Here is a 24,667-nt window from a genome sequence, read left to right on the forward strand (position 1 = left end):
GCCGCAAGGTTCACCAGGCTTTCATGAGAGTTTCTATACTATTTATCGTATGCCTAAGGCTATTCTAGCATATCTGCTCATTCGAGAAGTATCCCAGGCAGGATACCAGACCAGTTTGACATCAGTTTCAGTTATCTCGGGCACTGTTTTAACAGCATTTAAAATATCTTCTGTGATGACATCCGCCAAAGGGCAGCCCATTGTGGTCAGTGTGATTTTCACTTCACAATAACCCCCATTAAAAACATTGACTTCATAGACGAGTCCTAGATTTACAATATCGATCCCCAGTTCCGGATCAATCACCTGTTCAAGTGCTTGCATGATACGGTCTTTGATTATTTGAATATCTTCCTCTGTCCAGATTTTTCCTTCTTTACTCATATGCTTTCCTCCTCGCTATCGTATATAGTTTAACACAGATTCTCTATCCATTTTAACTTAAAATCATAAAAATTATGACAAGACAGACAGCTCAATTCAATTGAAATATACTTTTACAAGGAGCTTTGTTATACTGGGATAAGATGACCTTAAGCATACAAGGAGATGTATACATGAACAAGAAACTTATCGCGCTGGATCTTGACGGCACGACTCTTAACAATGAATCCAAAATCACTGCTAAAACAGTCGACATTTTGGATCGCCTGCGTCAGGCAGGTCATATCGTATCTATCGTGACCGGTAGGCCCTTTCGAAACAGCTACTACTACTACAATCAGCTCAAAATGACTACACCGATTGTCAACTTCAACGGTGCCTGGTGCCATAACCCCTCAAAAGAGAACTGGTCTCATGCCTATCACAAAACACTCAATAAAGAGCTAGCCCTTTCCATGCTATCTCTCCGTTCAAATCCGGAAGTAAAGCTCATTGCAGCTGAATCCAGAAAAGCAATCTATGTGGAAGGTGAATTTGTTCCCTATCCTGACTTTTTCCCCCAAGGGATTGAAGTCAGCAGGCAACTGACCGCAGCTACTCTACTTGAAGACCCGACTTCAGTTGGTGTGTTTACAACCACCAGTCAAGCTCAGCCACTGATCGAACAAAAAATAATCGAACAGTATGAAGATACAGTTGAAGTCCGTATGTGGGGCGGAGAAAGTCCATGTCTGGAAGTCGTGGCTGCCGGTGTGCAGAAAGCCATCGGTGTGGAACGGATTGCTTCTTATTACGGCATTGAAAGAAAAGATATTTTGGCGTTTGGAGATCAGGAAAATGACTACGAAATGATTCAGTATGCCGGCCAAGGAGTAGTTATGTCTAATGGAATTGATCGGCTAAAATCGATTGCCGATGACTTGACCGACTTCACTAACAATGAAGATGGTGTCGCTAGCTATCTCGAAAATTACTTTTCTCTGTAAGCACAGCATAAACAGGCTGTTCTACAGCTTTATTATTCTTTCAATTAATATTTTTCACAGCAAAAAGCACTCTTTCTTTCCACCCAAGATTTTTCTTAAGCGGAAGAAAGAGTGCTTTTGCTGTACTAGGAGGCATGCTTTATCCTTTTTTGCCGTCGTCCAGCATCAATTCTTCTGTTGCAATTTTGGCGGAGGTCAGTACTATCGGAACACCAGCTCCGGGATGCGTACTGCTGCCGGTAAAGTAAAGCTGTTCTACAGTGGTAGATTTAGCCTGAGGTCTAGACTGATTGCTCTGGGCTAATGTCGGTCTCAAGCCAAAAGTAGCTCCGTTATAAGCGTTAAACTGCGCCTTGAAGTCTTCGGGTGTCATATAACTTTCTGAAATAATGTCATCTTCTACTGTTTCAAACCCTTTGATAGTCTTTAACTTGTTCAAAATCTGATGACGATAATGAGCAATTGTCTCTTCATTCCATTCGTATTCAGCAGTAGACAAATCTGACACCGGGGCTAGTATATACAGGCCGTCTTTGCCTTTTGGAGCTAGTTCCTCATCAAGTTTCGAAGCAATGTAAACGTAGAAAGAAGGATTATCCAGCAGTTTCCCACTAAAAATTTCTTCCATGTTCTCGTCCAGATCCTGTGAAAAGACGATATTATGGATATTTTCTACAGCATCGTACTTGCGGTCCATTCCTAGATACATAATAAAACAAGAGCAGGAATAATCCATACTGTCGATTTTTTTGTCTGTATATTTTCCTTTGGCTTTCTTGTCCAGTACCAAGTTCTTCATGGCATAGGGGAAGTCTGCGTTACACATAACATAGTCTGAAAGAATCTTTTCACCATTTAATTTGATTCCCGTAGCTTTTTTGCCTTCAATTACGATTTCGTCCACTTCAGCACCGTACTCGATGCGGCCACCAAGTTCAAGGAACAGCCTTTCCATCGAACGAGCCATGGTGTACATGCCTCCTTTGATAAACCAGATGCCGTACATGTACTCAATCATAGGAATAATCGTGTAGATTGAAGGACCGTTATTTGGAGAAATACCGATATATAAAGTCTGAAAACTGAGAATCTGCTGAAGACGCTTGTCTTTGACGTATTTTCCGATCGTATGATTGGCACTGTCAAAAGTTTTCAGCTTCCAAGCCTGCCTAAGCATAAAAGGATTGTAAAAATCAGTGAATTTTCTGAATGGACGCTGAATGAAATGATTTTTAGCAATCACAAAACGCTCATAGATATCTCTTAAATAGCTCAAAAAGCCAACAACATCTTCTTCGCTGATTCCTTCAAGGTGTTCGACCAGCTTGACGAGATCAGAGGAAACGTCTATCTGTTCATCCCCAAAAAACGCAGAATACATCGGATCGAGCCGCTGCATCGGAATATAATCATCAGGATTGCGTCCAGCCTGTTCAAACACTTCTTTGTACAAATCAGGCATCATGACAATGCTTGGTCCCAAATCAAAAGTAAAGCCATCCTGCTCGATTTGATACATTTTGCCGCCAGCCATCTCATTTTTTTCATAAATTGTTACATCATAGCCTGCAGTCTGTAGTCTGACAGCACTTGCCAGCCCCGCTACTCCTGCACCAATTACGCTCACTTTTTTAGCCATTGTTTACCCTCTCTCTTTAGCTTTTTTTGCTTAAAATACCATCTTTCATTACATAGACACTGTCACAATACTCAGTCAGTCTCTCATCATGCGTAACCATGATTGTCGCCTTATTCTTCTTCTTTGTTTCCCGGCTCAATATGTCAACAACTTCGAAGGCCCGATCGGTATCCAAGCTTGCTGTCGGTTCATCAGCCAAAATTACCGACGGGTCATGATACAATGCCCTAGCAATCGCTGCCCGCTGTTTTTCTCCCCCGGACAAGTCACTAGGATATTTATCAATAAGGTCGTCTATTTTCAGCTCACCTAAAAGATTCTTGGCCTGGCTTAAGTCGAATGTACTGTTCCATATTTTATTAACTAGTTTGAGTTGATCTTTAACTGTCAAAAAAGGGATCAGATTGGAAGCCTGCAGAATAAAGCCAATCTCTTCAAAGCGTTTTTTTGCCCGGTCTTTCTCCTCTAGTTCACTGAACTTGTCGTTGTTGATCAGGACTTGACCGCTGGAGGGGGTCTGCAAGCCGCCAATAATCGTCAGTAAAGTACTCTTCCCTGAACCGCTGGGGCCAATAATGGATACAAACTCTCCCGCTTCAACTGCAAAGTCAGTGGGCTTGAGCGCTTCTATCGTTTTTCGTCCATCTTCAAAGGTTTTCGTTGCTTGTTTCAATTCAATCAGTTTCATATGCTGCTCCTAATCTATGGCTTCAAGCGGATCGATGTTCACTACCGTTTTGACCGAGAAAAATGCACCCGTTACAGCTACACTGATCAGCAGTCCTGTGATGGTAATTAGAAAGATAAAATTGTTCATATAAGGAACTGCGTTCGGAAGGATTAGGCCGGTTCCCAGTGTCAGAATCAGTCCGGTCAGCACGCCGAAAGCCGCTAAAATAAAGGTCTGTCCAACAACTGACCTGCCGATATAGGCCGACGATATGCCTTGAGCTTTCATTACACCAAGCATGGAAGACTTCTGCAGAGTCAAGACATAAATGAATATACCGATAATCATCGCGGCAATCAGAACAAGAAAGCCAATCATCAAACCGAACGTCAGAACCTGAGCGTTGTACCCAGGCAAGTTGTTGATAAATTCATCTATATCATACAAAGCCAGTTCATCCGTTGTTTGTTCAACAGCTTCAATATCTCCATTTTCTTGGCGGACAACGATAGCACTGATGATTTCATCTTCGCGTTGACCGAATCCGCTGGCTCTAATTTCCTGATACGTTGAATGGTTCGTGTAAAGAACCGGCGCTACATTAAACTTAGAGTCCTCGGTAAAACCGACAAGCTCCAAAGTGAGATCCATCCCAGAAAGTGAGAGTTCGTCACCCACTTCATATCCGTCCTCATCTCTCAAACTTCTATCAGCAACCACTTGCCTGTCCTCGCCAAATGCGTCCCCGTCAATAATATCTGGCATGATAAACTCTTCTGCACTGATTCCAAAAAAGGTAGCATTGACCTTCGCATCCTCATCCGTTTCTCTATTGGGCTCGATGACTGATGAGACCACTCCCAATGAGGCCGTTTCGTCTGCATTGACTTCCTCAAGCAAGTCTTTCGGAAACATCGACATGTTGATATTGGTATTGGATTCCTCTGCCAGAAAAATACCGTCAGCTTCCCACTTGTCGATGCTAGTCCGATTTTCCTGCGCTAGACCATAGGCTAGTCCAGTAAGGAAAAAGACAAGATAGGAGATCAGAACGACCACTCCTATAATTAAAGCAAAACGGGTTTTCGAATACCTAATTTCTCTCCAGGCTAAAAACATAACATCCCTCTACAATTCATATATTTTGATTTAGTAGTAAGTTGTGCATTAAATACACAGTATACTTTTCAATCATACCCTATATAAAAAAACGGTACAAATATTTTAAACTGAAAACCACTCAGAAAGACTAGAGTCTCTCTGAGTGGTTGATAGTCAGCAGTCTAACAGTAGACAGGCCGATTAGTGTTCAGTTGTTATTCAGTTGCACGGTTGTCGTCAGTCAGGTACCAAGTATGCGCACCGGCACCATCAGTGTCAGGATTCTCACCATATGTGATATCGTAAGCTCCTACACGGTTATTGACTGGGAAGACTTCATTACGGAACATTGTCGGAATAATTGGCAGTTCTTCCATGAAGTACTCCTGCCAGTCTCTAAATACTTCCGCACGCCATTCAACATCGAAGCCTTCTTCGCTCAGCATGTCATCCATGAAGGCGTCATTTTCTTCAGTTGCCCAACGCGTATAGTTGAATGGTGCATAACGGCTGTAAAGTCCGTCCGGAGTAGGGTCTGAACCTGTTCTCCAAGCAGCCTGGTAAATATCGATAGCCGGATCGTCCGCTTCAACACGGTCATAGAAAGAGTTGAATTCATGCAGACGGCCATCAAGCAGCTGAACATTTAGTCCGATATTTCTCCATGACTGCATGTAGTACTCTGCAATCGGCTCAGCTACATCCCCACCGGCCATAGATGCAAAGTTGATAACCAGCTCTTCGCCTTCAGGTGTTTCACGGAAGCCGTCGCCATTTGTATCTTCATATCCCGCTTCATCCAGAAGTTCTTGTGCACGTTCAGGATTGTACGGGTAACCTTCCAGCTCATCATTGTAGAAGTCAGCAAAGTTAGGAATGATTGGAGACGTTGCACGACTACGTAGTCCCTGATAGAAGCGTGAACCTACTGCATCGTTATCGATTGCATAAGCCATAGCTTGTCTCAAGTTAACGTTGGCCATTTTCGCATCAGGATCCGGCACATTTTGCGGCTGATCGATACCATCACCTTCTGTTACCCACTCACCCAGTTTAAATCCGATGTAAGTATAGGCGTTCTCCTGACGACCAAGAATAGAATATCCAGGGATATTTTCAAAGTTCTCGAACTGGTCAGTCGGCATGCTCAGGAATAAATCAAACTGGTGATTCTGCATTGCTGCTACAGCAGTAGAAGTCGGCACGGTTTCCAGTTCTAGACGTTCAATATTTGGTGTCCCTCTGAAATAATCTTCAAATCGTGAGTAAGAAACGGATTCACCCGGTACGATATTGTCGACTTTAAACGGTCCAAATCCAATCGGATTCTCACGAATTTCAGGTGCTGATTCTAGCTCGGCTACAGGAATATCTTCCAGATAGTGACGTGGAGCAGCATAAGCCCAGACACCGCCACCTGCTTGAAGCATTTGAACACCGACAGACTCATATTCGATTTCCAGAGTCAGGTCGTCAACTATTGTGATTCCCTCGATACTGTCAGCTTCTCCAGCTTTATAAGCTTCCATACCGATAATGCGCTGCATGTCCGCACTGTAACGCACCCCAGGATAATCTGGGTGGCCAATGATTTCATGCGTGAAGGCTATATCGCCAGCGGTCAGCTGTTCACCATCATGCCAAAGAATATCGTCCTGTAGTGTGATGGTTACAATATTTGTGTCTCTGTCTACTTCAATCGTTGCCGCACCGGTATCCGTGTACTGGAAGTTCTCGTCAACATCCACAAGTGATCCCATGGTGTACTGCATAACGGTGGCATCCGGGTTACCCGTGTAAAGTTCCCAGCTGAAGATACCAGTAAATGGTGAGTCGGAAACGTAACCGATGCTCATTGTTCCCCCGTCAATGGCTTCTCCTTCATTTTCAACTCGTGTTTCAAACTCAAGCGGTTGAGGTCCGTCAGCAGATTCGCCGTTGTCATCTGCATCCTCATCTTCGTCCACCTCAGTAGCGTCGTTTTCGTCAACCCCGTTGTCATCTGTGTCTGCAGTGTCTCCATTACCACAAGCTGCCAGAATAAATGCTACTGCTGCCGTGCTAGCCAGCATACTATACTTTTTCTTGTTTGACATATTCTTTCTCCCCTTCTCTTAACCTAATCGTTGTTTAGCGTCTGCCGAACGTTGTAGTGCCCGACCGACGTAGTTTATACACAACACCAACACTAAAATCAGCGTGGATGCCGGTAACCAAACCCAAGCTCTATTCTCCAGAATATCTGGATTAGTGGCATAGGAAACTAAGGTTCCCAGACTTGGCACTCCGGTCGGCAGACCAAAACCAAGGTAGGACAGCCCTGTTTCTAAGCCGATACTGCCTGCAAAGTTCAATGTCAGGTTAACAATGATCAATGAACTGATATTCGGCATCATTTCTCTCAGCATGATAACCAGTGAGGGTGTTCCCATCGTTTTCGACGCGCTGATGAAATCCAGTCTTCCGACTGTCAGCGCCCGTCCCCTGATAAATCTTGCCTGTCCGTGCCAGTTGAACACGATAAGAATCAGGGCGAAGGTAAACACATTGTATTGCGGAACGATCGTCACAAAGATAATAATAATCATTAACTGCGGCATGATCATGATAAAGTCAATGATTCTCATGATGATATTATCGACCAGACCAGCGTAGTATGCAGCCAGGATCCCTACTACAATTCCGATGATGCTTGTGACTACCGTTACTGTCCAGCCTAAAAGAAGCGAGTTTCTTGCACCAATCAACAGTAAGCCGAAAATGTCTCGGCCTGCTGAATCTGTCCCTAGAATAAAGCGGGTTCCTTCACGAAACGGATCCTCGCTCATCGACATTGGCGGAAGATAAGAATCCCATAAACTAACTTGAGTGACTTGATCCTGATCTACAATAAACGACCAGATAAAGACTGTAACAAGTATTGTGATTAGCAGGATCAGTGAAAACAGAGCCAGCTTGTCTTTTACAAATTCTCGAACAATTACTTTTATTCCCATAGGGGGTGATGAAGCAGCCATGTCATCTGAGAGGACTGCCGCTTCTGCATCTTGATTTGTTGCCATACGTTCAATTCATTCCCTTCCAGAGTAGTGTGCTATTAGTCGATACGGATACGAGGATCAACAGCCATCAAAATTAGGTCTGAAAGCAGCGTTCCAATCAGCCCCATAAGACCATAGAACATGACAAGAACAAAAATGACGCTGTAATCTCGGGTATTGATCGACTGAAGGAATAAAAAGCCCATACCGCGGAAATTGAAAATCTGTTCAATAAAGATCGATCCAGTGAACAGCGCAACGATGGTAAAACCGAAACCGGATGCGATTGGCAGCGATGCATTTCTAAAGATATGCTTCGTGTATACTTTTTGGATTGGCACACCTTTAGATCTTGCTGTTTTAACGTAGTCGGATACTTTCGCATCGATAATCTCACTTCTCAGGAACTGTATGATTGATGTCGTTCCCAGTATAGCCGTGGTTATCGAAGGAAGCAGCAAGTGGTAAAGCCGACTCCACCAGATTTCCCAGGTCGTATTGGCGCTGATACTTACCGATCCCCTGGAAGGGAACCAGTTCAGGTTGTATCCAAATATCCAGACCATTAGCAGGGCCAATACAAAGACCGGTATCGCAAAACTGACAAAGTTATAGACCAGTACACCCTTATCAAATACTGTTTCATTGTAGCGTCCAGCCATGATACCTAAAGGCAGTCCAATACCATAGGTGAATATCGTGGACAGTAGCGATAGGCGAATTGTATTCCCCATCCGTCCACCGATTACTGCAGTAACAGGCTGCTGGAAGTTGAAGCTGCGCCCAAAATCACCTTGTAGGGCATTACCTGCCCATCTGAAGTACCTTACAATCAAAGGGTCATTCAGACCAAACGCTTCTCTTTGAGCTTCAAGCTGAGCTGGATCAATATTAGGATCAATCATTCCAGTGAATGGATCTCCCGGCATGAAGTCGGCAATAATAAAAATAAGTATGCTCAAAATGATAATTTGAGGGATCATCAAAAGCAAACGTCTAAAAATTGTCTTCCACATATTTAACGTTCCCCTCCTGTATTCAACTTCTCGTTTTGAAGAGAAGCATTCGGCGCTTCAGGCTTTAGTGCGACCAGGTGATTTTCACCGAAATTCTGCAGGTCGTACACACGGCCGTCCGTATCATAGTAGTCTGTTTCCTGAGCATCATATTCTGCTTCGACGCGCTGCCTTTCAATCTTGTGTGCATGTCTGGTTGTCGGATCCATGTCAGGGATAGCCGACAGCAAACGTTTCGTGTATATATGCTGAGGATTATTATAGACCGCTTTTCTCGATCCCTGCTCTACAAAACGACCTTTATGCATAATTGCGATATCATCTGACATGTGCTGTACCACACCTAAATCATGAGAAATAAATAAATAGCTTAAACCGAACTCTTTTTGAATTCGTCGCATGAAATTAAGTACCTGTGCCTGAACCGACAAATCTAAAGCAGATGTAGGTTCGTCGGCAATAATCAACTTGGGATCACTAGCAACAGCTCTAGCTACTCCGATACGCTGACGCTGACCACCGGAAAATTCATGAGGATATTTATACATGGCTTCTTCATTCATACCGACGATTTCAAGCAAGTCAACAACTTTACGCTTGATTTCATCCGGCGTGTAGCTAAAATAGTTCCGCATTGGTTCCGCAATGACATCCAAAATTCTTTTTTTAGGATTCATGGATGACGTGGCATCCTGAAAGATCATCTGGACATCTTTATTGTAAGCAGCATACTTTTCCTTACGGCTTCTCGCTTTATTTGTGACATTTTGACCTTCATAAAAAATTTGTCCGGATGTCGCTTTTTCAAGACCGATTATAGTTTTACCAATCGTTGTCTTGCCTGAACCTGATTCTCCCACCAAGCCGTAAGTTTTACCACTTTCGATGGTCAGGTTCACTCCATCCACTGCTCTGACATGATCCTGAATGGTATTCAACACACCACCACGTATCGGATAATGTACTTTTAAGTCTTTAACTTCGATAAATCCCATAATTATTTTTCCTCTCCTTCAAAGTGAAAATGTTTCCAGCAGGTACATCTCACTTTGTGGTTTGGACTTACTTCGTGTAGAACCGGGTCTTCTTCATGCGCTTCATCTGCAATCCACGGTATACGTGGAGCAAATCGGCAGCCCTTACGGGGCAGTTTCTGCAGTGAAGGCACTGTACCGTGTATGACATGAAGTTCGTCATCATCGCTCTCCAGTTCGTGCGGAATCGAATTCAGCAGCGACCGGGTGTAAGGATGCAGCGGATTGGCAAACAGCTCTTCAACAGGAGCTTCTTCAACAATCTGGCCGGCGTACATCACGGCTACTCGATCAGCTGTTTCTGCTACTACGCCCAGATCATGAGTGATCAGGATAATACCTGATCCTGTTTCATCCTGAATATCATTCATCAAGTCAAGAATCTGAGCCTGAATGGTCACATCCAGAGCCGTAGTCGGCTCGTCTGCAATAATGATTGGTGGCTTATTGGCCAGGGCAATCGCAATAACGACCCTCTGTCTCATCCCCCCAGAAAGTTCGTGCGGATAAGCTTTCATGATTTGTTCAGGTCGGGGAATCCCAACTTGGTTTAGCAATTCCAGCACGCGTGCTTTTCGTTGTTCTTCATTCATATCTGAATGGTATTCCAAAGCTTCTGAAATCTGATTAAATATAGTCATCAGTGGATTTAAAGAGCCCAATGGATCTTGGAAAATCATACCTATATCATTACCTCTAATTCGGTTATACAACTTTTCATTTAGATCGAGAAGATTTAAATCTTTATATAATACTTCTCCTGAAATTTTAGTATTCTTTGGATCATGCAGGCCCATAATAGATGTGGCTAATGTCGACTTTCCGCAACCAGATTCACCCACGATAGCTAAAATCTCATTGTTTTTTAGCGTTAATGATACGCCATCAACTGCATTATGGTAGACCTCTCCGAATCTAAATCCTACTTGTAAGTTGTTAACCTCTAACAAACTCCGTTCGACGGCCACTACTTAACCTCCTATACTCTCTCCTCAATACTTGAGGAACTTATTAAGCTATCATTTTTTTCTAATCAAAAGCTTAATAATATAAATCGAATTATACACCTAAATTCTTAGCATATCAATAGAATTTTTTAACTTTATAACAATTAGTTAAATTTATTTATCTTTTTTCTAATTATATTCTCATTTTTATATTCATGAGTTTTTAGCGATATAGTCTACAGCCTTACCAACAGTCGTAATCTGTTCTGCATCTTCATCAGAAATTTCTCTACCAAAAGCGTCTTCCATTTCCATCACCAATTCGACCACATCCAGCGAGTCTGCTCCAAGATCGTCTTTAAACGTAGTGTCTCGCGTAATTTTATCTTCATCTACACCTAAGCGTTCGACAATTATTGATTGCACTTTTTCAAAAATTTCCTGTTCAGTCATAGTGTTCTGCTCCTTTATTAAATGGTTTTGAAAATTTCTTTCATTCAGATTAATCTATTATTAGAATATCATTTGACCAACAAACGTAATTGTATCTCATACTGATCATAATTTCCATATTTTTTAAAAAAATTACACAAAAGCGTCATATATTACAAATCGTTGAGTTTCTCTATTTTCTCAAAGTGACTAATCAGATCATCCAGCAGGTTAGTTTCCAGCATATCTCTAATTTGTTTGATTGTATGATAGACAGGTTCCTCCGTCGCTGAACCATGTGTCTTAATTACTGGCGCTTTCAGACCAAACAGCACTGCTCCTCCGTACTGGGAGTAATCTAGCAAGTCCTTGACCTCTTTGAGACTGTCCTTCAGCATCAGTCCACCTAGTTTGGCTTTGATGCCGTTCTCCATAATTGCACTTTTAATGACACCCATTAGGGACAATGCTGTCCCTTCGATTGTCTTCAAAACGGCATTCCCGGTAAAACCGTCCGTTACAACCACATCCACTTCACCATTAAGCAAATCTCTGGCTTCTACATTTCCGACGAAGCGTATCGCTTCATTGTTTTTCAGCAAAGCATACGCTCCTTTGGAAAGCTCATTTCCTTTATTCTCCTCGGTCCCATTATTTAAAAGACCGACTGTCGGGTCTTTTATTCCATGAACATGTCTGGCATAATACGTTCCCAAAGTTGCGTACTGATTGATATTCAGTGGCTTTGAATCTGCATTGGCTCCGACATCAATCATGTTGAACACGTCACGGGTATCTCCTAGTGAAGGGAACGTTGCAAGCAAGCCGGGACGATCAATGCCTTTCATGCGTCCAATGATGAGGGTGCCTGAAGCAAGCAAGGCTCCCGTATTCCCGGCTGAAAACAGTGCCTGATTTTCTCCTTTTTTTACTGAATACGCTGCCTTGACCATGGACGATTCCTTTTTTCTTCTAATCGATTTGACTGGATCATCATCACTTTTAATGACTTCTTCTGAATGAACAATCTCGATATTACTCAGTTCTTCATCCAGTTCTGCTCTGATTGCTTGTTCCTGTCCATACAGAACAAGGGTCACATCTGTAAATTCTCTGGCGGCTCTGACGCAGCCTTTAACAATCTCTCTCGGTGCGTGATCTCCACCCATTGCATCTACTGCTATTCTCATCTTTTTTCCTCCGATACTTTTAATCCAGGACAGGCAGTTGACTGATATCGATACCTGCCTCTTGTCTAAGACCGCTGAACTGCGGATCCTGGTAAAATGCTTCATTACTTAATAGTAAGATTGCTTCTTTTCTTGCTTCTTCAAGCACTGCAGCATCTTCAGCGATGTCTGCCAGCTTGAAGTCAGGAACACCCGATTGCTTGAACCCGAACATATCTCCGGGTCCTCTCATTTCAAGATCCTTTTCACTTAATATGAAGCCATCGCTGGTTTCAGTAATCACTTTCATGCGTTCTGCTCCTTTTTCACCTTTGGGATCGGCAATCAAAATACAGAAAGACTCTTTTGCCCCACGTCCTACTCTTCCTCTGAGCTGATGTAGCTGAGCCAGACCAAACCGGTCAGCATCATGGATAACCATGACCGTTGCATTGGGGACATTGACCCCTACTTCAATAACGGTTGTCGATACGAGTACTTGTAGCTGATTGGACTGAAAAGCGTTCATGACCTCTTCTTTTTCAGCTGGCGGCATCTTTCCATGCAGCAGACCGACCTGGATATCCGGACCCAGCACTTCCTGATAGGTAGCCTGCAAGGCTGTTACATTTTCAAGTTCAAGTGTCTCTGACTCTTCTATCAATGGGCTGATCACGTATACCTGGTGGCTTTTAGCTAGTTCTTTTTGAATAAAAACGGCCATGCGTTCAAAATGTTTTGGCCTGATCCAGTAGGTAGAGATAGGAATGCGTCCCTTAGGCATTTCATCAATCAGAGAAACATCCATTTCTCCAAATGCGGTGATTGACAGAGTACGAGGAATAGGTGTCGCCGTCATGAAGAGAACGTCCGGGTCAACTCCTTTTTCTCTAAGGGCTTTACGCTGATTGACTCCAAACCGGTGCTGCTCGTCAGTAATAACCAGCGCCAGTGCATGGTACTCGACCCCTTCCTGAATCAGCGCATGGGTCCCAACTACACAGTCGACTTTTCCTGCTGCCAGATCAGCTAATATACTGTCTTTTTCTTTCTTTTTTGTCGATCCTGTCAAGAGTTCAACTCTGACTTCAGTTTTTCTAAACATTTCATCCAAAGAGGCCTTGTGCTGAGCAGCAAGAATTTCAGTTGGCGCCATGAAAGCTGTCTGCTTGCCGTCTGTCCAGGCTGCCAGTATGGCTGCTGCCGCAACGACCGTTTTACCACTCCCAACATCCCCCTGAACCAGCCTGAACATTTGATGCCTGGATTTGAGATCTGTACAGACTTCATTAACCACTCGCTTTTGGGCAGTTGTCAGCTCATATGGTAGTGACTGAAAAAAAGTCTTGAGTTGTTTCACATCATAATTGATGCTGCTTCCCGACTGTGCCAACCGAATCTGCTTTCTGCGCCAGCCCATCTTTAGCTGATACAGAAAAAACTCTCGAAATATAACTGATTCTCTAGCTCGGTCAAGATGAGCTTCAGTTTCTGGAAAATGCATATTGAAAATCATTTCTGCGAAGTGCATAAGTTCCAACTGCTTTAACAGAGATTCAGGCATATACTCTGAGATGCAGCCCTCATAAGCGTCCCAAGCTTGTCTAATCAGTTTAATTAGCGTCGACTGTCTGATACTTTTAGTTGTATGATATACGGCCTCTTTACCCTGACTGCTGCTGGACACAGGCAAAATCTTAATGCCGTTAAGTTGCCTGCGGGCACCATCCCATTTTCCATAGACTTTCAAAGCTTTACCGGCCTCAACTTGCTTCTGCAAGTATGGCTGATTAAAAAATGTGACTCCGACAATTACCTGTTCAATATTCAGTCTGAAAGTCAAACGGTTTTTACGTCTGCCAAAATGTGTAAGGACACCGTCAGAAACTGCCTGTCCCTCCAGTACCACTTTTTCATTGTCCTCTATATCCTCGATTCCTCTAACTGTCAGGTCTTCATAACGAAAAGGAAAGTGGGTCAGCAAATCTAGGACAGTGTGGATATTCAGTTCTTTCAGAGCTTGGATCCGTTTGTCTCCGACACCGGAGAGAACAGAAACCGGATCATGCATACTCTTACTCATGTGCTCTCCCCTTTCTACAAAAATAGGAATAGAGGAAACAACAGAAATTCAAGTCGTTTCTTCTATTCCTATCGTTCGTGTTATTCTACAGAAATCAAGTATGGATAAACTGGCTGATCGCCTGCATGAATTTCAACTTCCATATCAGGATAGTTTTCTTCAACAAAATCAGCAATTTTTTGAGCTTCTTCTTTAGACCCGTCTTCTCCTATGAGCAAGGTCACGATTTCACTGTCATTGTCAACCATCAGCTTGATGGTCTCTGTCGTCGTTTCAAGCAAATCAGAAGCTGTCACTTTGATTGCTCCATCAATCAGTCCCATATAGTCATCTTTTTTGATGGCAAGTCCATTGATCTCAGTGTCTCGCACAGCAAAGGTCACCTGGCCTGAGGTCACCAATTCCAATTCGTCAGTCATGGCTGCTGTGTTTGTATCCAGATCTTCTGCCGGATTATATCCAAGCATAGCCGTCAACCCCTGCTGGATTGTCTTTGTTCCCACAACAGCTGCTGCTGCATCGACGACATCAGCTGCCTGTTCAGCCGCCATGAAAATATTCTTGTTATTCGGCAGGATGATGTACTGCTTGGCAGGCACACTCTCCATCGCTTTAACGATGTCCTCTGTACTTGGATTCATTGTCTGTCCCCCCTGCAGTACGCAGTCGACGCCCAAACTTTCAAATAGAACTTTCAGTCCTTCTCCTGGAGCAATCGCAACAACCGCAAAGTCTTTAACTGTTTTAGGATTTTCAGGGCTGCTGGAGAGTTCTGAGTGCTGTTCACGCATGTTGTCTACCTTGATTTTCATCAGAGAACCGAACTTTTGTCCATAATTCATTACATCGCCGGGCTTCTCTGTATGAACGTGAACCTTAATGATTTCCTCATCCGCCACAACAAGTAGAGAATCTCCAATTTTATCTAAGTAATTACGGAATTCCTCATAATCGAACGCCTGCTCGACCGTATCTCCCTCACCAATACGAACCATAATTTCTGTGCAATAACCGTAGGTGATATCTTCCGTAGAGACGTGTTCATGCACACCGCTACGGTGGTGCTCAGCCCGTACTAGCTCTTCTAGCTGTACTTCTTCTTCCTGAGGCTCTTCCCCAGTCATAGCTGACAGAAAACCTTCATAAATGTAGACCAGGCCTTGTCCTCCACTGTCAACAACGCCGACTTCCTTAAGAACAGGCAGCAAATCAGGCGTTTTTTTCAACGATTTTTTTGCTGCATTCAAGACCGTTTCCATGACCTCGATCACACTGTCTGTTTCTGCTGCCACTTTGCTGCCTTGTTTAGCAGACTGTCTCGCTACCGTAAGAATAGTTCCTTCAACGGGTTTCATCACAGCATTATAGGCTGTATCGACACCAGCCTGAAAGGCTCTGGCCAGATCTGCTGCATCAATTTCTTTTTTACCTTCAAGGGCTTTAGCGAACCCGCGAAACAGCTGCGACAGGATAACACCAGAATTTCCTCGTGCGCCCATTAACAGCCCCTTGGCCAGTGCCTGGGACACGACTTCCATTTCATCGCTTGCGGAGTCTTTTACAGCATTAGCTCCACTTGTAAAGGACAAGTTCATATTGGTTCCCGTGTCTCCATCAGGTACTGGGAAAACGTTAAGAGAGTTAACGTACTCTGTATGTTCATCTAGACGTTCTCTACCAAGAGCCACCATCGTCTTAAATTTCTTTGCATCTAACTTCTTTATATCCACTTTTACTATTTCCTCCTTTGCCACAATCAAACATGTGACGTTGGCTTATAACTCGTTGAGTACTCTGACTCCCTGGACAAAGACATTCACTGAGTCAGTCACGATGCCCAGATCGTGCTCAAGCTGATACCTTACTCGTTCCTGAACGTTTTTGGACACTTCTGTAATCTTAGTGCCGTAGCTGACGATGATATAGACGTCAACAGCAATCTGATCATTTTCCTGGCGAACGACTACTCCACGTGAATAATTGTCCCGGTTCAGTATCTCGTTGATTCCGTCTCTAACATGCTTGCGGCTGGCCATCCCGACGATACCATAAATTTCAGTAGCTGCTCCACCGACAACGGTGGAAATAACGTCGCTGGACATTTCTATCGTTCCAAATTCATTGTTCAATTGAATACTCATCCTTTTTCCCCTTTCGTTTGACATGCATACCTGCATCTAAAGGTTTCTTTGACATTCAAACATATTTTAGCATATTGAGCCCGCTAAAAAAAGACAAGATGTATCCTCCCTTGCCTCTCTCTGACCTGTACACTAGATTTGTTCATACAATCCAGTATACACTGTTATAGCCTCTATTTGTAGATAAACCTGTTATTTGACAATAAATTTCTATGCATTATATGAAATAGACATCAGGTATCCTTTCTCTATAGTCTGTAAAGTAAAAAACCTTTAAGGAGATCAAAAAACACTTGCCTCCTTCTCTCATCTATGGTAACTTGTATAAGTATGATTTAGCTTTGATTGATAAGGCTAAGCACGAAGGAGGAGAAAAAATGGCTAAAGAATGTTTTGTAACTGGACGTAAAGCTAGAAGCGGAAACAACCGCTCACACGCTAACAACAAATCAAAACGTCGTTTCGCTGCGAACCTGCAGAAAGTTCGCATCATGGTTGACGGCAAACCTAAAAAAGTTTGGGTCTCTGCTCGCGCTTTAAAATCAGGTAAAGTTGAACGCGTTTAATCACAACCACAAATAAAAGAACGGAAAAACTCAGATCCCTGTGATCCTGGTTTTCCGTTCTTTTTTAATTTATCCGCTGCTTTGTATAACAGCCAAAACGCCCTCTGAAAATGAAAAACGACTATATTCTTGTGTAAATTCATTACTGATTAGAGTAACTGGATATGCTGTATCCAATCTATCGACTGGATACTTCACCCCAGTTGTACTCAAACCTTTAAGAGCTGTCATCCCTACAAAGGCCAAGTATTTCATATTCTTTTGCCTGTCTAAATGATAACTGCCTGCTTTATAAAAGGTCACATTGTTTTGTGAATGCTTAAACTCAATTTTTTGAATAATATCTTCGAACCTTGGCTGATGTACTAAAAAAAGTAGGTTAAGCAAATGGTCCATTCGACCTCCAGACCAGTTATAAACAAATAGTTTGTCTGGCTTATAGCGCTTCTCAGCCCACTCGATGGCCAGCTCAGCATCCGTATCATCTTTTTCAGCTTCAAACCGGCGATACTCCCTGGCTTCTCTGGTAATCTTTTCATACTCTGCTTCGGATACCGAGTCAAAGTCTCCAATCGCCAGATCAACTGAAACTCCCTCATCTAGCAACATCAGGGCCCCTTTGTCTACTCCCACTACTTTGTCTCCCGGTCTCAAATCAAGCCTTAACTTGTCCATTTCGGGAGACCCCAGCATGATATGCACCCGGCTTATCATCCTTTGTTGACCGCCTTTTGAAGACTATCAATCTGGCTGGCCGCATTTTCAGCATTATAAATATAAGATCCTGCAACCATTACTGTCGCACCTGCTTCTGCACATGCTGCAGCTGTTTCAGGATTGATGCCTCCATCCACTTCTATTTCGTAATCTAGTTTTTCATTTTTTTTCAGCATATCCAGCTGCCTGATTTTATCAAGGGTTTCTGGTATAAACGCCTGCCCACCAAAACCCGGATTGACCGTCATGACCAGAACGAGATCGACCATCGGCAGAACTGCCTGGACTTGAGATACTGGGGTTGCCGGATTTAAAGCAATACCTGCCTTGATTCCTTTGTTCTTGATCATCTGAAGCGCCCGATGGACATGCACAGTGCTTTCAGCATGGATTGTGACCAGATCTGCTCCAGCTTCATAAAAAGAATCTATATACTCTTCCGGCTTCTCTACCATCAGGTGGCAGTCCATCAACAAATCAGTATGGGGTCTCAGCGCCTTGACCACATTAGCCCCAAACGTCAAATTGGGTACAAAATGGCCATCCATTGTGTCGACATGGATCCATTTTGCCCCTCCTTGCTCAACTTTTTTAACTTCTTTTTTCAGTTCTGCAAAATCTGCACTCAATATCGAAGGAGCAATTTTCATCATCAACTTCCTCTCTTCTTTCCATAACGTGGTTTTCTATTCTGTATTTCTTCAAGTATCGAAAGATAGTGATCGTACCTGTGCTGGGCAATAGTTCCCTTATTTACTGCTGTCTTGACCGCACAGTTCGGTTCATTTTGATGAACACACCCTTTAAACCGGCATTCTCGGCCTGTTTCCCATATCTCAGGAAAACAGACTGCCAGATCTGCAGCAGCGATATCATCAAACTCAATAGCACTAAATCCCGGTGTATCAGCAATCAGTCCACCCAGCAAAGGAACCAGTTCAACATGTCTGGTCGTATGCCGGCCTCTGCCAAGAGATTTGGAAGTTTCTCCAATTTTAAGCTGCAGATTCGCATCCAGTCTATTCAATAGAGTCGATTTTCCAGCACCCGATTGCCCAAGAAATACTGCCAGACGCTTAGTAATCATGCTTCCAAACAAATCTTCCACTTCGACTTGTTCCAAGACCTTGTCTCTTTCAGGCAAAATGACCTCATAGCCTATCTTACGATAATAATCGGCATGTACTTTAACTTTTTCATATTCTTTTTCGTCTGCCAGGTCTGTTTTTGTGATCCAGATGACCGGCTGAATATGGTGTTGTTCAAGAGACACTAAATACCGGTCTAGAAGTGAGGTAGAAAAATCAGGATCTTTGAGTGACATGATGATCACCCCAATATCCACATTGGCCACCGTCGGTCGAGTCAGCTGATTACTGCGCTGACTGATTTCCTCCAGAGTTCCTTCTGTGATAGCAGAAGCTGAGAACTTGACCTCATCACCAACAAGAGGACTCTCGTTTCTTTTTCTAAAAATCCCTCTGGGCTTAGTCTGATAGATTTTTCCATCTTCTGACTGAATATAGTAAAATCCACTTAAAGCTTTGATGATACGTCCATTTTTCAAGCTGTCGCGTCCTTTCTGTTTAAACTCAGTCATCCGGACTGATTTCGAGTTCCTCTTTAATTAGCTCACCATCTCTGTAAACCCTAAATGCTGCTGTCTGACCCTCTTCAACCGTCAAATTCAGTATAACCGGCGTATCCTCAAAAATGTCAAACGCTCTATATACCTCATCAAAAGAATTTTCAGCATCTTCTACGTATATCTCAATCTGATTAGCCTCGAGACTCTGCTCTTCTACATCTTGTTCATCGTTTTCGTCATTCTCTTCAGATTCTTCTGTTTCGTTCTCATCATCTCGATTGTTCGGTGACTCATAATCGACGATGATTCCTCTGTCGAAAGATATAGTTTCGGGTTCTTCAGGTCCACTTGAAAAGACAACTGAAATACGGGAACCAGGATAAATTGTTGTGCCCGGTTCAGGAGATTGTCTAGCTACCTGACCTTCCGGAATCGTGTCGTGCGGCTCGTTCGTTATCGTCACCGACAGATTCAAATCATTGGCATAATCTTCGACCCCGACAGATGAATACCCAATCAGCCGTCTTAACGCAAAACCTTCAGGTCCGGTGCTGACTACCAGAGTAACAATCGTATCTCCTGGAACTGCCTCTTCACCAGCTTCTAAACTCTGAGAGATGACACGTCCTTCCTGTACCTCAGCGCTAAAGGCTTCCTCCCTTTCGACTGTGAAACCTAAATCCGTTAACTCAGCACGGGCATCTTCGAAAGCCTGACCCTCATAATTCTCCATTGCGACACGTTCTTCCCCCATACTAACATAGAGATTAATCGCGGCTCCTTCCCTCAATACAGCACCCTCGGAAGGACGGGAACGAATAACATGATCCGCTTCAATCTCTGCGTGATACTGCTCGGTCAATTCACCAAGCTCAAGGTTGAGTTCGCTCAGACTATTTTCTACCTCTTCAAGGCTGACACCTGAAAAATCCGGTACCTGCACCTCTTGAGGCCGAGTCATGCTGAACACTAGTAGTGAACCAATCATCACCAGCAGCAGAATAATAATCAGCAGCAGGTTGCGCCTTTTCTTCCAGCTCGACTGCTCATCCTGTGGACTTGCTTTATCCGAAGCATTCGCCAGCTCTAATGTGGCTGTCCGGCTGTTGTCCGTTTTTGCTGTGAATTCGGCTTGAGCCGGTACAGGAATAGGCTGAATCATTTTGGTCTCATCATCTGAGAAAGAAGTTGGCTCAAAACGTGCCTCATCAGAACGGGAAGCGGATAATGCCGATTCCAGATCTTCCTTCATTTCGACTATGGATCCATAACGATTAGAGGCTTCTTTTGCAGTCGCTCTCAGAACAACGTTTTCGAGCGCCTGAGGCAGAGAAGAATCATTCTCTTTCAGGGAAGGCATATCATTTTGAAAATGTTTCAGCGCAATTGACACTGCTGATTCTCCGTCAAAAGGTACTTTTCCTGAGAGCATTTCATAGAGCAAGATACCCAGTGAATAAATATCCGACTGCTTAGTTGCCATGCTGCCCCTTGCCTGTTCAGGTGAAATGTAGTGCACTGATCCAAGCAAGGAGTTGGTCTGAGTAATTGAGTTCTCAGATAAGGCTACAGCGATACCAAAATCCGTAATTTTCACCTTCTCATCATGATCAATTAAGATATTCTGAGGCTTGAGATCTCTATGAATAATATTGTGATTGTGGGCATATTCTACAGCATCCAATATCTGAGTCATAATGCCAATCGTTTTTCGGTAAGGAAGTGGGTGATGATGCTTGATAAAATCTTTCAGGTCATACCCTTCAACATATTCCATGACAATATAAGGAGTGTCGTCTTCCCCGACGTCCACAACATTGACAATATTTGGATGAGTCAGTTCAGTTGTTGAAAGAGCTTCGCGCTTAAATCGCCGAATACTTGCTTCGTCATTATGAAAGTTGTAGGCCATCAGCTTGACAGCGACTTGCCTTTCCAGTATGAGGTCTGTCGCTAAATATACCTTGGCCATCCCGCCGGATCCGATTTCTTTTATAATTTTATACCTGTTGCTTATTCTCTCTCCTGGTATCATATCATTCCCCTCCCTTCCTATGTCGGTCCTCTTGAATCAGACAAAGACTGATGTTGTCTGTCGATCCATTCTCAAGGGCTTTGAGCACCAGTGATTCGCCTATACGGTCTAAATGGGTTTCTTTACTTAAAACAGCTTGCATTGACTGAATGTCCAGCCCATTGGACAGGCCGTCAGAACAGAGCAACAGCAAATCTGTTTCCTCACGTTCCAGAAGGAAAAAGTCGACATTCACTTTGTCGTATACACCCAAAGACCGTGTCAGTGTATGTCTCTGGCGGTGGGTTTTTGCTTCTTCAGCGGTTATCTCTCCACTCATCTGAAGTTCGTTGGCAAAAGAGTGGTCGATTGTGATCAGGTCAAGATGACCCGTTTGGCTGTTAAGCTGATAAGCTCGACTGTCTCCAATGTTTCCTATCAGGATTTTATCTCCTATAAAGGCAGCTGTCACCAGTGTAGTACCCATGCCTTCAAGATCATCATAACTTTTTGCCACCCGATAAATGCGCTGATTCTCTAAATTGATGTGATGATCCAGCCATGTTTTGACTTTGTCTTCAGCAGTAAAAGCTGTCTCTTCCCACTGGTGACCAAGCTGTATAACGGCCATCTCGCTCGCAATATCCCCCGCCTTATGTCCACCCATCCCGTCACACAGGATAGCTAGGAGCTGGCCATTTTGATTATAAAAGAGTTCAAGGTAATCCTGATTAGAAGAGCGCCTGCCTATATGCGTTTTTTTACATGTATTCACTCATTATCACTCCAGCCCTCACTATGTAGCGGACTGCCTTTTCAGCCAGTTTCCGCAAGTGTTCTAGTCTTCTTTTCTTTTCAATGCTGCAATAAAAAATCCATCTGTCTGATAATAGTGCGGATACAAATGCAGCATACCATCAGATTCAGCTTTAGAAAGCGCTTGGCTTGTATGCACTTCCTGTTTTTCATAGTCAGGATGCGTGTGTAAAAACTGCTCGATAACTTCATCGTTTTCTTTACGGGTAATGGTACACGTACTGTAGACCAGTAGCCCGTCTTTTTTGACCAAAGGCGCCACCGCATCCAGTATATCCAGCTGCACTTTCTGAAGAGAAACTATGTCTTCCAGTTTTTTCTGGTAGCGTATGTCCGGCTTGCGTCTCATCAGTCCAAGCCCGGAACATGGTGCATCTACAAGAACCCGCTCAAAGCTTTGGGGCTCAAAGACATTACCTGCCTGCCGTGCATCCATCGCACGTGTATCGACCACATCTAACACACGCAGACGAGCTGCATTTTCAATGATTTTGTTTACTTTTTTTTCATGCAGATCAAGTGCTGTCACTTTTCCTCCAGCTTCTGCACTCAGATAGGAAGCGATGTGAGCGGTCTTTCCTCCCGGGGCCGCACAGGCATCTAGCACCTGATCAGCCGGAGTCAGCTGCATCGCTTCAGCTACCAAGGCCGAGCTTTCATCTTGAACTGTAATCACTCCTTCAATAAAGAGTGCGGAGTTTACCGGCAAGCCATTCTGGCAGATCAATACCTGGTCAGAGACTTTACTTCTAACGGTCTCAAATCCTTCTTCAGCCAATTGACGGGCCACGTCTTCTACTGACTGCCTGTTTGTGTTTACTCTTACGCTGACTTTGGCCCGACTAGACAGTGACTGCAACAATTCTTCGGTCTGTTCTCGGCCCACTTCTTCCTCCAGAAGGCTGACAATCCATTCTGGATAGCTGTAAGTGACTGACATGCGAAGACCCCACTCCCTAATAGCTTGCGGATCGCGGACTCCTTTCCGATCGATTGCTCTCAGCACTCCATTAATGAAACCAGATATCCCTTTATGTCCTTTGAATTTGGCAATCTGAACGGCTTCATCTACAGCAGCATGTGTAGGGATCCTGTCCAAAATAATCATCTGATAGAGTGACAGTCGCAAAAGCTGCCTAACCCAACTGTCTATCTTTTTCTGCCGGCCGATAAAAGGTTCTAGCATGTAATCCAGCTTGATTTTGTTTTGAATGACCCCGTAGACCAGTTCTGTCAGGAAAGCGCGGTCTGTAGCCGTCAGTTCCTTTGAATTTAGTACATCATTCAACAACAGGTTACTGAAGGCCTGCTGTTTTTCTACTTTTTCCAATACAGTCATAGCCAAATAGCGGCTATTTTGATTCATTTTAGATTTCTTCAAAATGTGCTCCTTCTTCCAGATGATTGACTGCTCCTTGCAGATAATGATTGATCTGCATGCGAGGCTTGCCGGATGGCTGAACTTCCATTAAAGACACTGCCGTGTTCATACCACACTGGACCCACATCTCCCGCCTGTTCAATTTGATTATCGTACCAGGCTCTACTTCGGTAGTAAGGGCAAGCGGCTCGGCAAACCAGATTTTGAACCGCTGGCCTTCCAGCTGACTGTAGGCTCCAGGAAACGGGTTCATTCCTCTGATTTTATTGGCGACAGCTTCAGCCGAGTCATTCCAGTTTATTTTTTCCTGTTCTGGAGTGATCATTGGGGCATAAGTGACCTCGTCTTCTTTTTGTTTTTGGGCTTTTATTCTGCCGTCAAAGAGAGCCGGAAGCGTATCAAGCAGAAGATCTCTACCCAAAAGACTCAACTTATCGAACAAACTGCCGACTGTGTCTTCTGATGTGATCTTCAGGCTAGCCTGACTCAAGATATCCCCGGCATCCATTTCCTTTTCCATATACATGATGGTTACACCTGTCTTCTCGTCTCCGTTGATCAGGGCATAATGAATGGGTGCAGCTCCCCGGTATTTTGGCAAAAGTGAAGCATGTACATTGACTGCCCGATATTCAGGCGCATTGAGCAGGACTGTCGGTACATACTGTCCGTAGGCAGCTGTGACGATGAGATCTGGTTTCAGGTCCAGAATCTGCTGCTGCTCTTTTGAGCTGGAAAGTTTTTCCGGCTGCAAAACCTGAATCCCCTGTGCCATAGCCGCTTGCTTGACAGGTGGAGGAGTCAGTGTCTTTTTTCTGCCTACCTTCCGGTCAGGCTGAGTTACTGCAGCAATCACCTCGTATGCTCCATCATTGATTAGGCCCTCTAGTATTGGTACGGCAAATTGGGGTGTTCCCATAAATACAATTTTTTTCATTCTAA

Annotated in this window: 23 protein-coding genes; 2 read left to right on the forward strand and 21 right to left on the reverse strand. The window is 43.7% G+C overall.

Translation table 11 applies throughout. The annotated features are described in order from the left end of the window. Positions 1 to 42 precede the first annotated feature (42 nt). The gene (locus ADIAL_RS01660; protein WP_034299205.1) at positions 43 to 384 is read right to left on the reverse strand and encodes a metal-sulfur cluster assembly factor; all 342 of its coding nucleotides are present in this window, start codon (positions 382 to 384) and stop codon (positions 43 to 45) included. Between the two features lie 173 nt (positions 385 to 557). Between ADIAL_RS01660 and ADIAL_RS01665 the strand changes: the two genes are divergently transcribed. After that, positions 558 to 1,370 (forward strand): Cof-type HAD-IIB family hydrolase, encoded by an 813-nt coding sequence (locus tag ADIAL_RS01665; RefSeq protein WP_034299208.1) that lies wholly within the window; start codon positions 558 to 560, stop codon positions 1,368 to 1,370. A gap of 139 nt (positions 1,371 to 1,509) precedes the next feature. Here the strand turns inward: ADIAL_RS01665 and ADIAL_RS01670 are convergent, their stop codons facing one another. From ADIAL_RS01670 to ADIAL_RS01730, 13 genes are all read right to left on the reverse strand, one after another. Beyond that, complete coding sequence (locus ADIAL_RS01670; protein ID WP_034299211.1) at positions 1,510 to 3,009, reverse strand: phytoene desaturase family protein; 1,500 nt, start codon at positions 3,007 to 3,009, stop codon at positions 1,510 to 1,512. 16 nt (positions 3,010 to 3,025) lie between these two features. Continuing rightward, on the reverse strand, positions 3,026 to 3,697 hold the full coding sequence (locus ADIAL_RS01675) for an ABC transporter ATP-binding protein (protein WP_034299213.1): 672 nt from the start codon (positions 3,695 to 3,697) through the stop codon (positions 3,026 to 3,028). A gap of 9 nt (positions 3,698 to 3,706) precedes the next feature. Further along, positions 3,707 to 4,798 carry an ABC transporter permease gene (locus ADIAL_RS01680; protein WP_034299216.1) on the reverse strand — a complete coding sequence of 364 codons (1,092 nt, stop codon included), beginning with the start codon at positions 4,796 to 4,798 and terminating at the stop codon, positions 3,707 to 3,709. Positions 4,799 to 4,995: 197 nt separating this feature from the next. Further along, the gene (locus ADIAL_RS01685; RefSeq protein WP_034299219.1) at positions 4,996 to 6,876 is read right to left on the reverse strand and encodes an oligopeptide ABC transporter substrate-binding protein; all 1,881 of its coding nucleotides are present in this window, start codon (positions 6,874 to 6,876) and stop codon (positions 4,996 to 4,998) included. A gap of 18 nt (positions 6,877 to 6,894) precedes the next feature. Beyond that, complete coding sequence (locus ADIAL_RS01690) at positions 6,895 to 7,842, reverse strand: ABC transporter permease (RefSeq protein ID WP_051503639.1); 948 nt, start codon at positions 7,840 to 7,842, stop codon at positions 6,895 to 6,897. A 35-nt stretch (positions 7,843 to 7,877) separates the two neighbouring features. Then, positions 7,878 to 8,837 (reverse strand): ABC transporter permease, encoded by a 960-nt coding sequence (locus ADIAL_RS01695; RefSeq protein ID WP_034299223.1) that lies wholly within the window; start codon positions 8,835 to 8,837, stop codon positions 7,878 to 7,880. Positions 8,838 to 8,839: 2 nt separating this feature from the next. After that, positions 8,840 to 9,835: an ATP-binding cassette domain-containing protein gene (locus ADIAL_RS01700; protein WP_197017741.1), complete on the reverse strand. Its 996-nt coding sequence runs from the start codon at positions 9,833 to 9,835 to the stop codon at positions 8,840 to 8,842. Then, positions 9,835 to 10,839, reverse strand: a complete 1,005-nt coding sequence (locus tag ADIAL_RS01705; protein WP_034299229.1) for an ABC transporter ATP-binding protein — start codon at positions 10,837 to 10,839, stop codon at positions 9,835 to 9,837. The genes ADIAL_RS01700 and ADIAL_RS01705 overlap by 1 nt, the downstream gene beginning before the upstream one ends. 192 nt (positions 10,840 to 11,031) lie before the next feature. Beyond that, positions 11,032 to 11,271, reverse strand: a complete 240-nt coding sequence (gene acpP / locus ADIAL_RS01710; RefSeq protein ID WP_034299232.1) for an acyl carrier protein — start codon at positions 11,269 to 11,271, stop codon at positions 11,032 to 11,034. A gap of 152 nt (positions 11,272 to 11,423) precedes the next feature. Beyond that, positions 11,424 to 12,440 (reverse strand): phosphate acyltransferase PlsX, encoded by a 1,017-nt coding sequence (gene plsX, locus ADIAL_RS01715; RefSeq protein WP_034299235.1) that lies wholly within the window; start codon positions 12,438 to 12,440, stop codon positions 11,424 to 11,426. Positions 12,441 to 12,459: 19 nt separating this feature from the next. Then, on the reverse strand, positions 12,460 to 14,502 hold the full coding sequence (gene recG / locus ADIAL_RS01720; protein ID WP_034299238.1) for an ATP-dependent DNA helicase RecG: 2,043 nt from the start codon (positions 14,500 to 14,502) through the stop codon (positions 12,460 to 12,462). An 80-nt stretch (positions 14,503 to 14,582) separates the two neighbouring features. After that, on the reverse strand, positions 14,583 to 16,232 hold the full coding sequence (locus tag ADIAL_RS01725; RefSeq protein ID WP_034299241.1) for a DAK2 domain-containing protein: 1,650 nt from the start codon (positions 16,230 to 16,232) through the stop codon (positions 14,583 to 14,585). Between the two features lie 45 nt (positions 16,233 to 16,277). Continuing rightward, positions 16,278 to 16,643, reverse strand: coding sequence for an Asp23/Gls24 family envelope stress response protein (locus ADIAL_RS01730; RefSeq protein ID WP_034299244.1), 366 nt, complete (start codon positions 16,641 to 16,643; stop codon positions 16,278 to 16,280). 377 nt (positions 16,644 to 17,020) lie between these two features. Here ADIAL_RS01730 and rpmB point away from each other — a divergent pair, with 377 nt between their 5' ends. Next, a complete protein-coding gene (gene rpmB / locus ADIAL_RS01735) occupies positions 17,021 to 17,209 on the forward strand; it encodes a 50S ribosomal protein L28 (RefSeq protein WP_034299399.1) in 189 nt (62 codons plus the stop codon). Positions 17,210 to 17,278: 69 nt separating this feature from the next. Here the strand turns inward: rpmB and ADIAL_RS01740 are convergent, their stop codons facing one another. The 7 genes from ADIAL_RS01740 to fmt all read right to left on the reverse strand — a co-directional run bounded on the left by ADIAL_RS01740 (position 17,279) and on the right by fmt (position 24,662). Continuing rightward, positions 17,279 to 17,923 (reverse strand): thiamine diphosphokinase, encoded by a 645-nt coding sequence (locus tag ADIAL_RS01740; RefSeq protein WP_034299247.1) that lies wholly within the window; start codon positions 17,921 to 17,923, stop codon positions 17,279 to 17,281. Then, positions 17,920 to 18,576 carry a ribulose-phosphate 3-epimerase gene (gene rpe / locus ADIAL_RS01745; protein ID WP_034299250.1) on the reverse strand — a complete coding sequence of 219 codons (657 nt, stop codon included), beginning with the start codon at positions 18,574 to 18,576 and terminating at the stop codon, positions 17,920 to 17,922. Before rpe ends, ADIAL_RS01740 begins: the two co-directional genes overlap by 4 nt. A gap of 2 nt (positions 18,577 to 18,578) precedes the next feature. Then, positions 18,579 to 19,526 carry a ribosome small subunit-dependent GTPase A gene (rsgA, locus tag ADIAL_RS01750; protein ID WP_051503641.1) on the reverse strand — a complete coding sequence of 316 codons (948 nt, stop codon included), beginning with the start codon at positions 19,524 to 19,526 and terminating at the stop codon, positions 18,579 to 18,581. Continuing rightward, positions 19,519 to 21,549: a Stk1 family PASTA domain-containing Ser/Thr kinase gene (gene pknB / locus ADIAL_RS01755; RefSeq protein ID WP_034299253.1), complete on the reverse strand. Its 2,031-nt coding sequence runs from the start codon at positions 21,547 to 21,549 to the stop codon at positions 19,519 to 19,521. Before pknB ends, rsgA begins: the two co-directional genes overlap by 8 nt. Position 21,550: 1 nt before the next feature. Then, positions 21,551 to 22,303 carry a Stp1/IreP family PP2C-type Ser/Thr phosphatase gene (locus ADIAL_RS01760; protein ID WP_034299256.1) on the reverse strand — a complete coding sequence of 251 codons (753 nt, stop codon included), beginning with the start codon at positions 22,301 to 22,303 and terminating at the stop codon, positions 21,551 to 21,553. A 63-nt stretch (positions 22,304 to 22,366) separates the two neighbouring features. Continuing rightward, on the reverse strand, positions 22,367 to 23,725 hold the full coding sequence (gene rsmB, locus ADIAL_RS01765) for a 16S rRNA (cytosine(967)-C(5))-methyltransferase RsmB (protein WP_231492043.1): 1,359 nt from the start codon (positions 23,723 to 23,725) through the stop codon (positions 22,367 to 22,369). Continuing rightward, on the reverse strand, positions 23,712 to 24,662 hold the full coding sequence (fmt, locus tag ADIAL_RS01770) for a methionyl-tRNA formyltransferase (RefSeq protein ID WP_034299262.1): 951 nt from the start codon (positions 24,660 to 24,662) through the stop codon (positions 23,712 to 23,714). The genes rsmB and fmt overlap by 14 nt, the downstream gene beginning before the upstream one ends. Between the last annotated feature and the right edge of the window lie 5 nt (positions 24,663 to 24,667).

Origin of the sequence: Alkalibacterium sp. AK22 (assembly GCF_000585255.1) — a bacterium.
Classification (GTDB): Bacteria; Bacillota; Bacilli; order Lactobacillales; family Carnobacteriaceae_A; genus Alkalibacterium.

Bases quoted from the DNA above. Each gene is read 5' to 3' on its own strand.
- ADIAL_RS01665 (WP_034299208.1), top strand. From the start codon at position 558: ATGAACAAGAAACTTATCGCGCTGGATCTTGACGGCACGACTCTTAAC.
- rpe (WP_034299250.1), bottom strand. From the start codon at position 18,576: ATGAAAATTGCTCCTTCGATATTGAGTGCAGATTTTGCAGAACTGAAA.
- ADIAL_RS01695 (WP_034299223.1), bottom strand. From the start codon at position 8,837: ATGTGGAAGACAATTTTTAGACGTTTGCTTTTGATGATCCCTCAAATT.
- acpP (WP_034299232.1), bottom strand. From the start codon at position 11,271: ATGACTGAACAGGAAATTTTTGAAAAAGTGCAATCAATAATTGTCGAA.
- ADIAL_RS01680 (WP_034299216.1), bottom strand. From the start codon at position 4,798: ATGTTTTTAGCCTGGAGAGAAATTAGGTATTCGAAAACCCGTTTTGCT.
- fmt (WP_034299262.1), bottom strand. From the start codon at position 24,662: ATGAAAAAAATTGTATTTATGGGAACACCCCAATTTGCCGTACCAATA.
- ADIAL_RS01670 (WP_034299211.1), bottom strand. From the start codon at position 3,009: ATGGCTAAAAAAGTGAGCGTAATTGGTGCAGGAGTAGCGGGGCTGGCA.
- ADIAL_RS01660 (WP_034299205.1), bottom strand. From the start codon at position 384: ATGAGTAAAGAAGGAAAAATCTGGACAGAGGAAGATATTCAAATAATC.
- ADIAL_RS01675 (WP_034299213.1), bottom strand. From the start codon at position 3,697: ATGAAACTGATTGAATTGAAACAAGCAACGAAAACCTTTGAAGATGGA.
- ADIAL_RS01740 (WP_034299247.1), bottom strand. From the start codon at position 17,923: ATGATAAGCCGGGTGCATATCATGCTGGGGTCTCCCGAAATGGACAAG.
- plsX (WP_034299235.1), bottom strand. From the start codon at position 12,440: ATGAGAATAGCAGTAGATGCAATGGGTGGAGATCACGCACCGAGAGAG.
- recG (WP_034299238.1), bottom strand. From the start codon at position 14,502: ATGAGTAAGAGTATGCATGATCCGGTTTCTGTTCTCTCCGGTGTCGGA.
- ADIAL_RS01685 (WP_034299219.1), bottom strand. From the start codon at position 6,876: ATGTCAAACAAGAAAAAGTATAGTATGCTGGCTAGCACGGCAGCAGTA.
- rpmB (WP_034299399.1), top strand. From the start codon at position 17,021: ATGGCTAAAGAATGTTTTGTAACTGGACGTAAAGCTAGAAGCGGAAAC.
- ADIAL_RS01730 (WP_034299244.1), bottom strand. From the start codon at position 16,643: ATGAGTATTCAATTGAACAATGAATTTGGAACGATAGAAATGTCCAGC.
- pknB (WP_034299253.1), bottom strand. From the start codon at position 21,549: ATGATACCAGGAGAGAGAATAAGCAACAGGTATAAAATTATAAAAGAA.
- ADIAL_RS01690 (WP_051503639.1), bottom strand. From the start codon at position 7,842: ATGGCAACAAATCAAGATGCAGAAGCGGCAGTCCTCTCAGATGACATG.
- rsgA (WP_051503641.1), bottom strand. From the start codon at position 19,526: ATGACTGAGTTTAAACAGAAAGGACGCGACAGCTTGAAAAATGGACGT.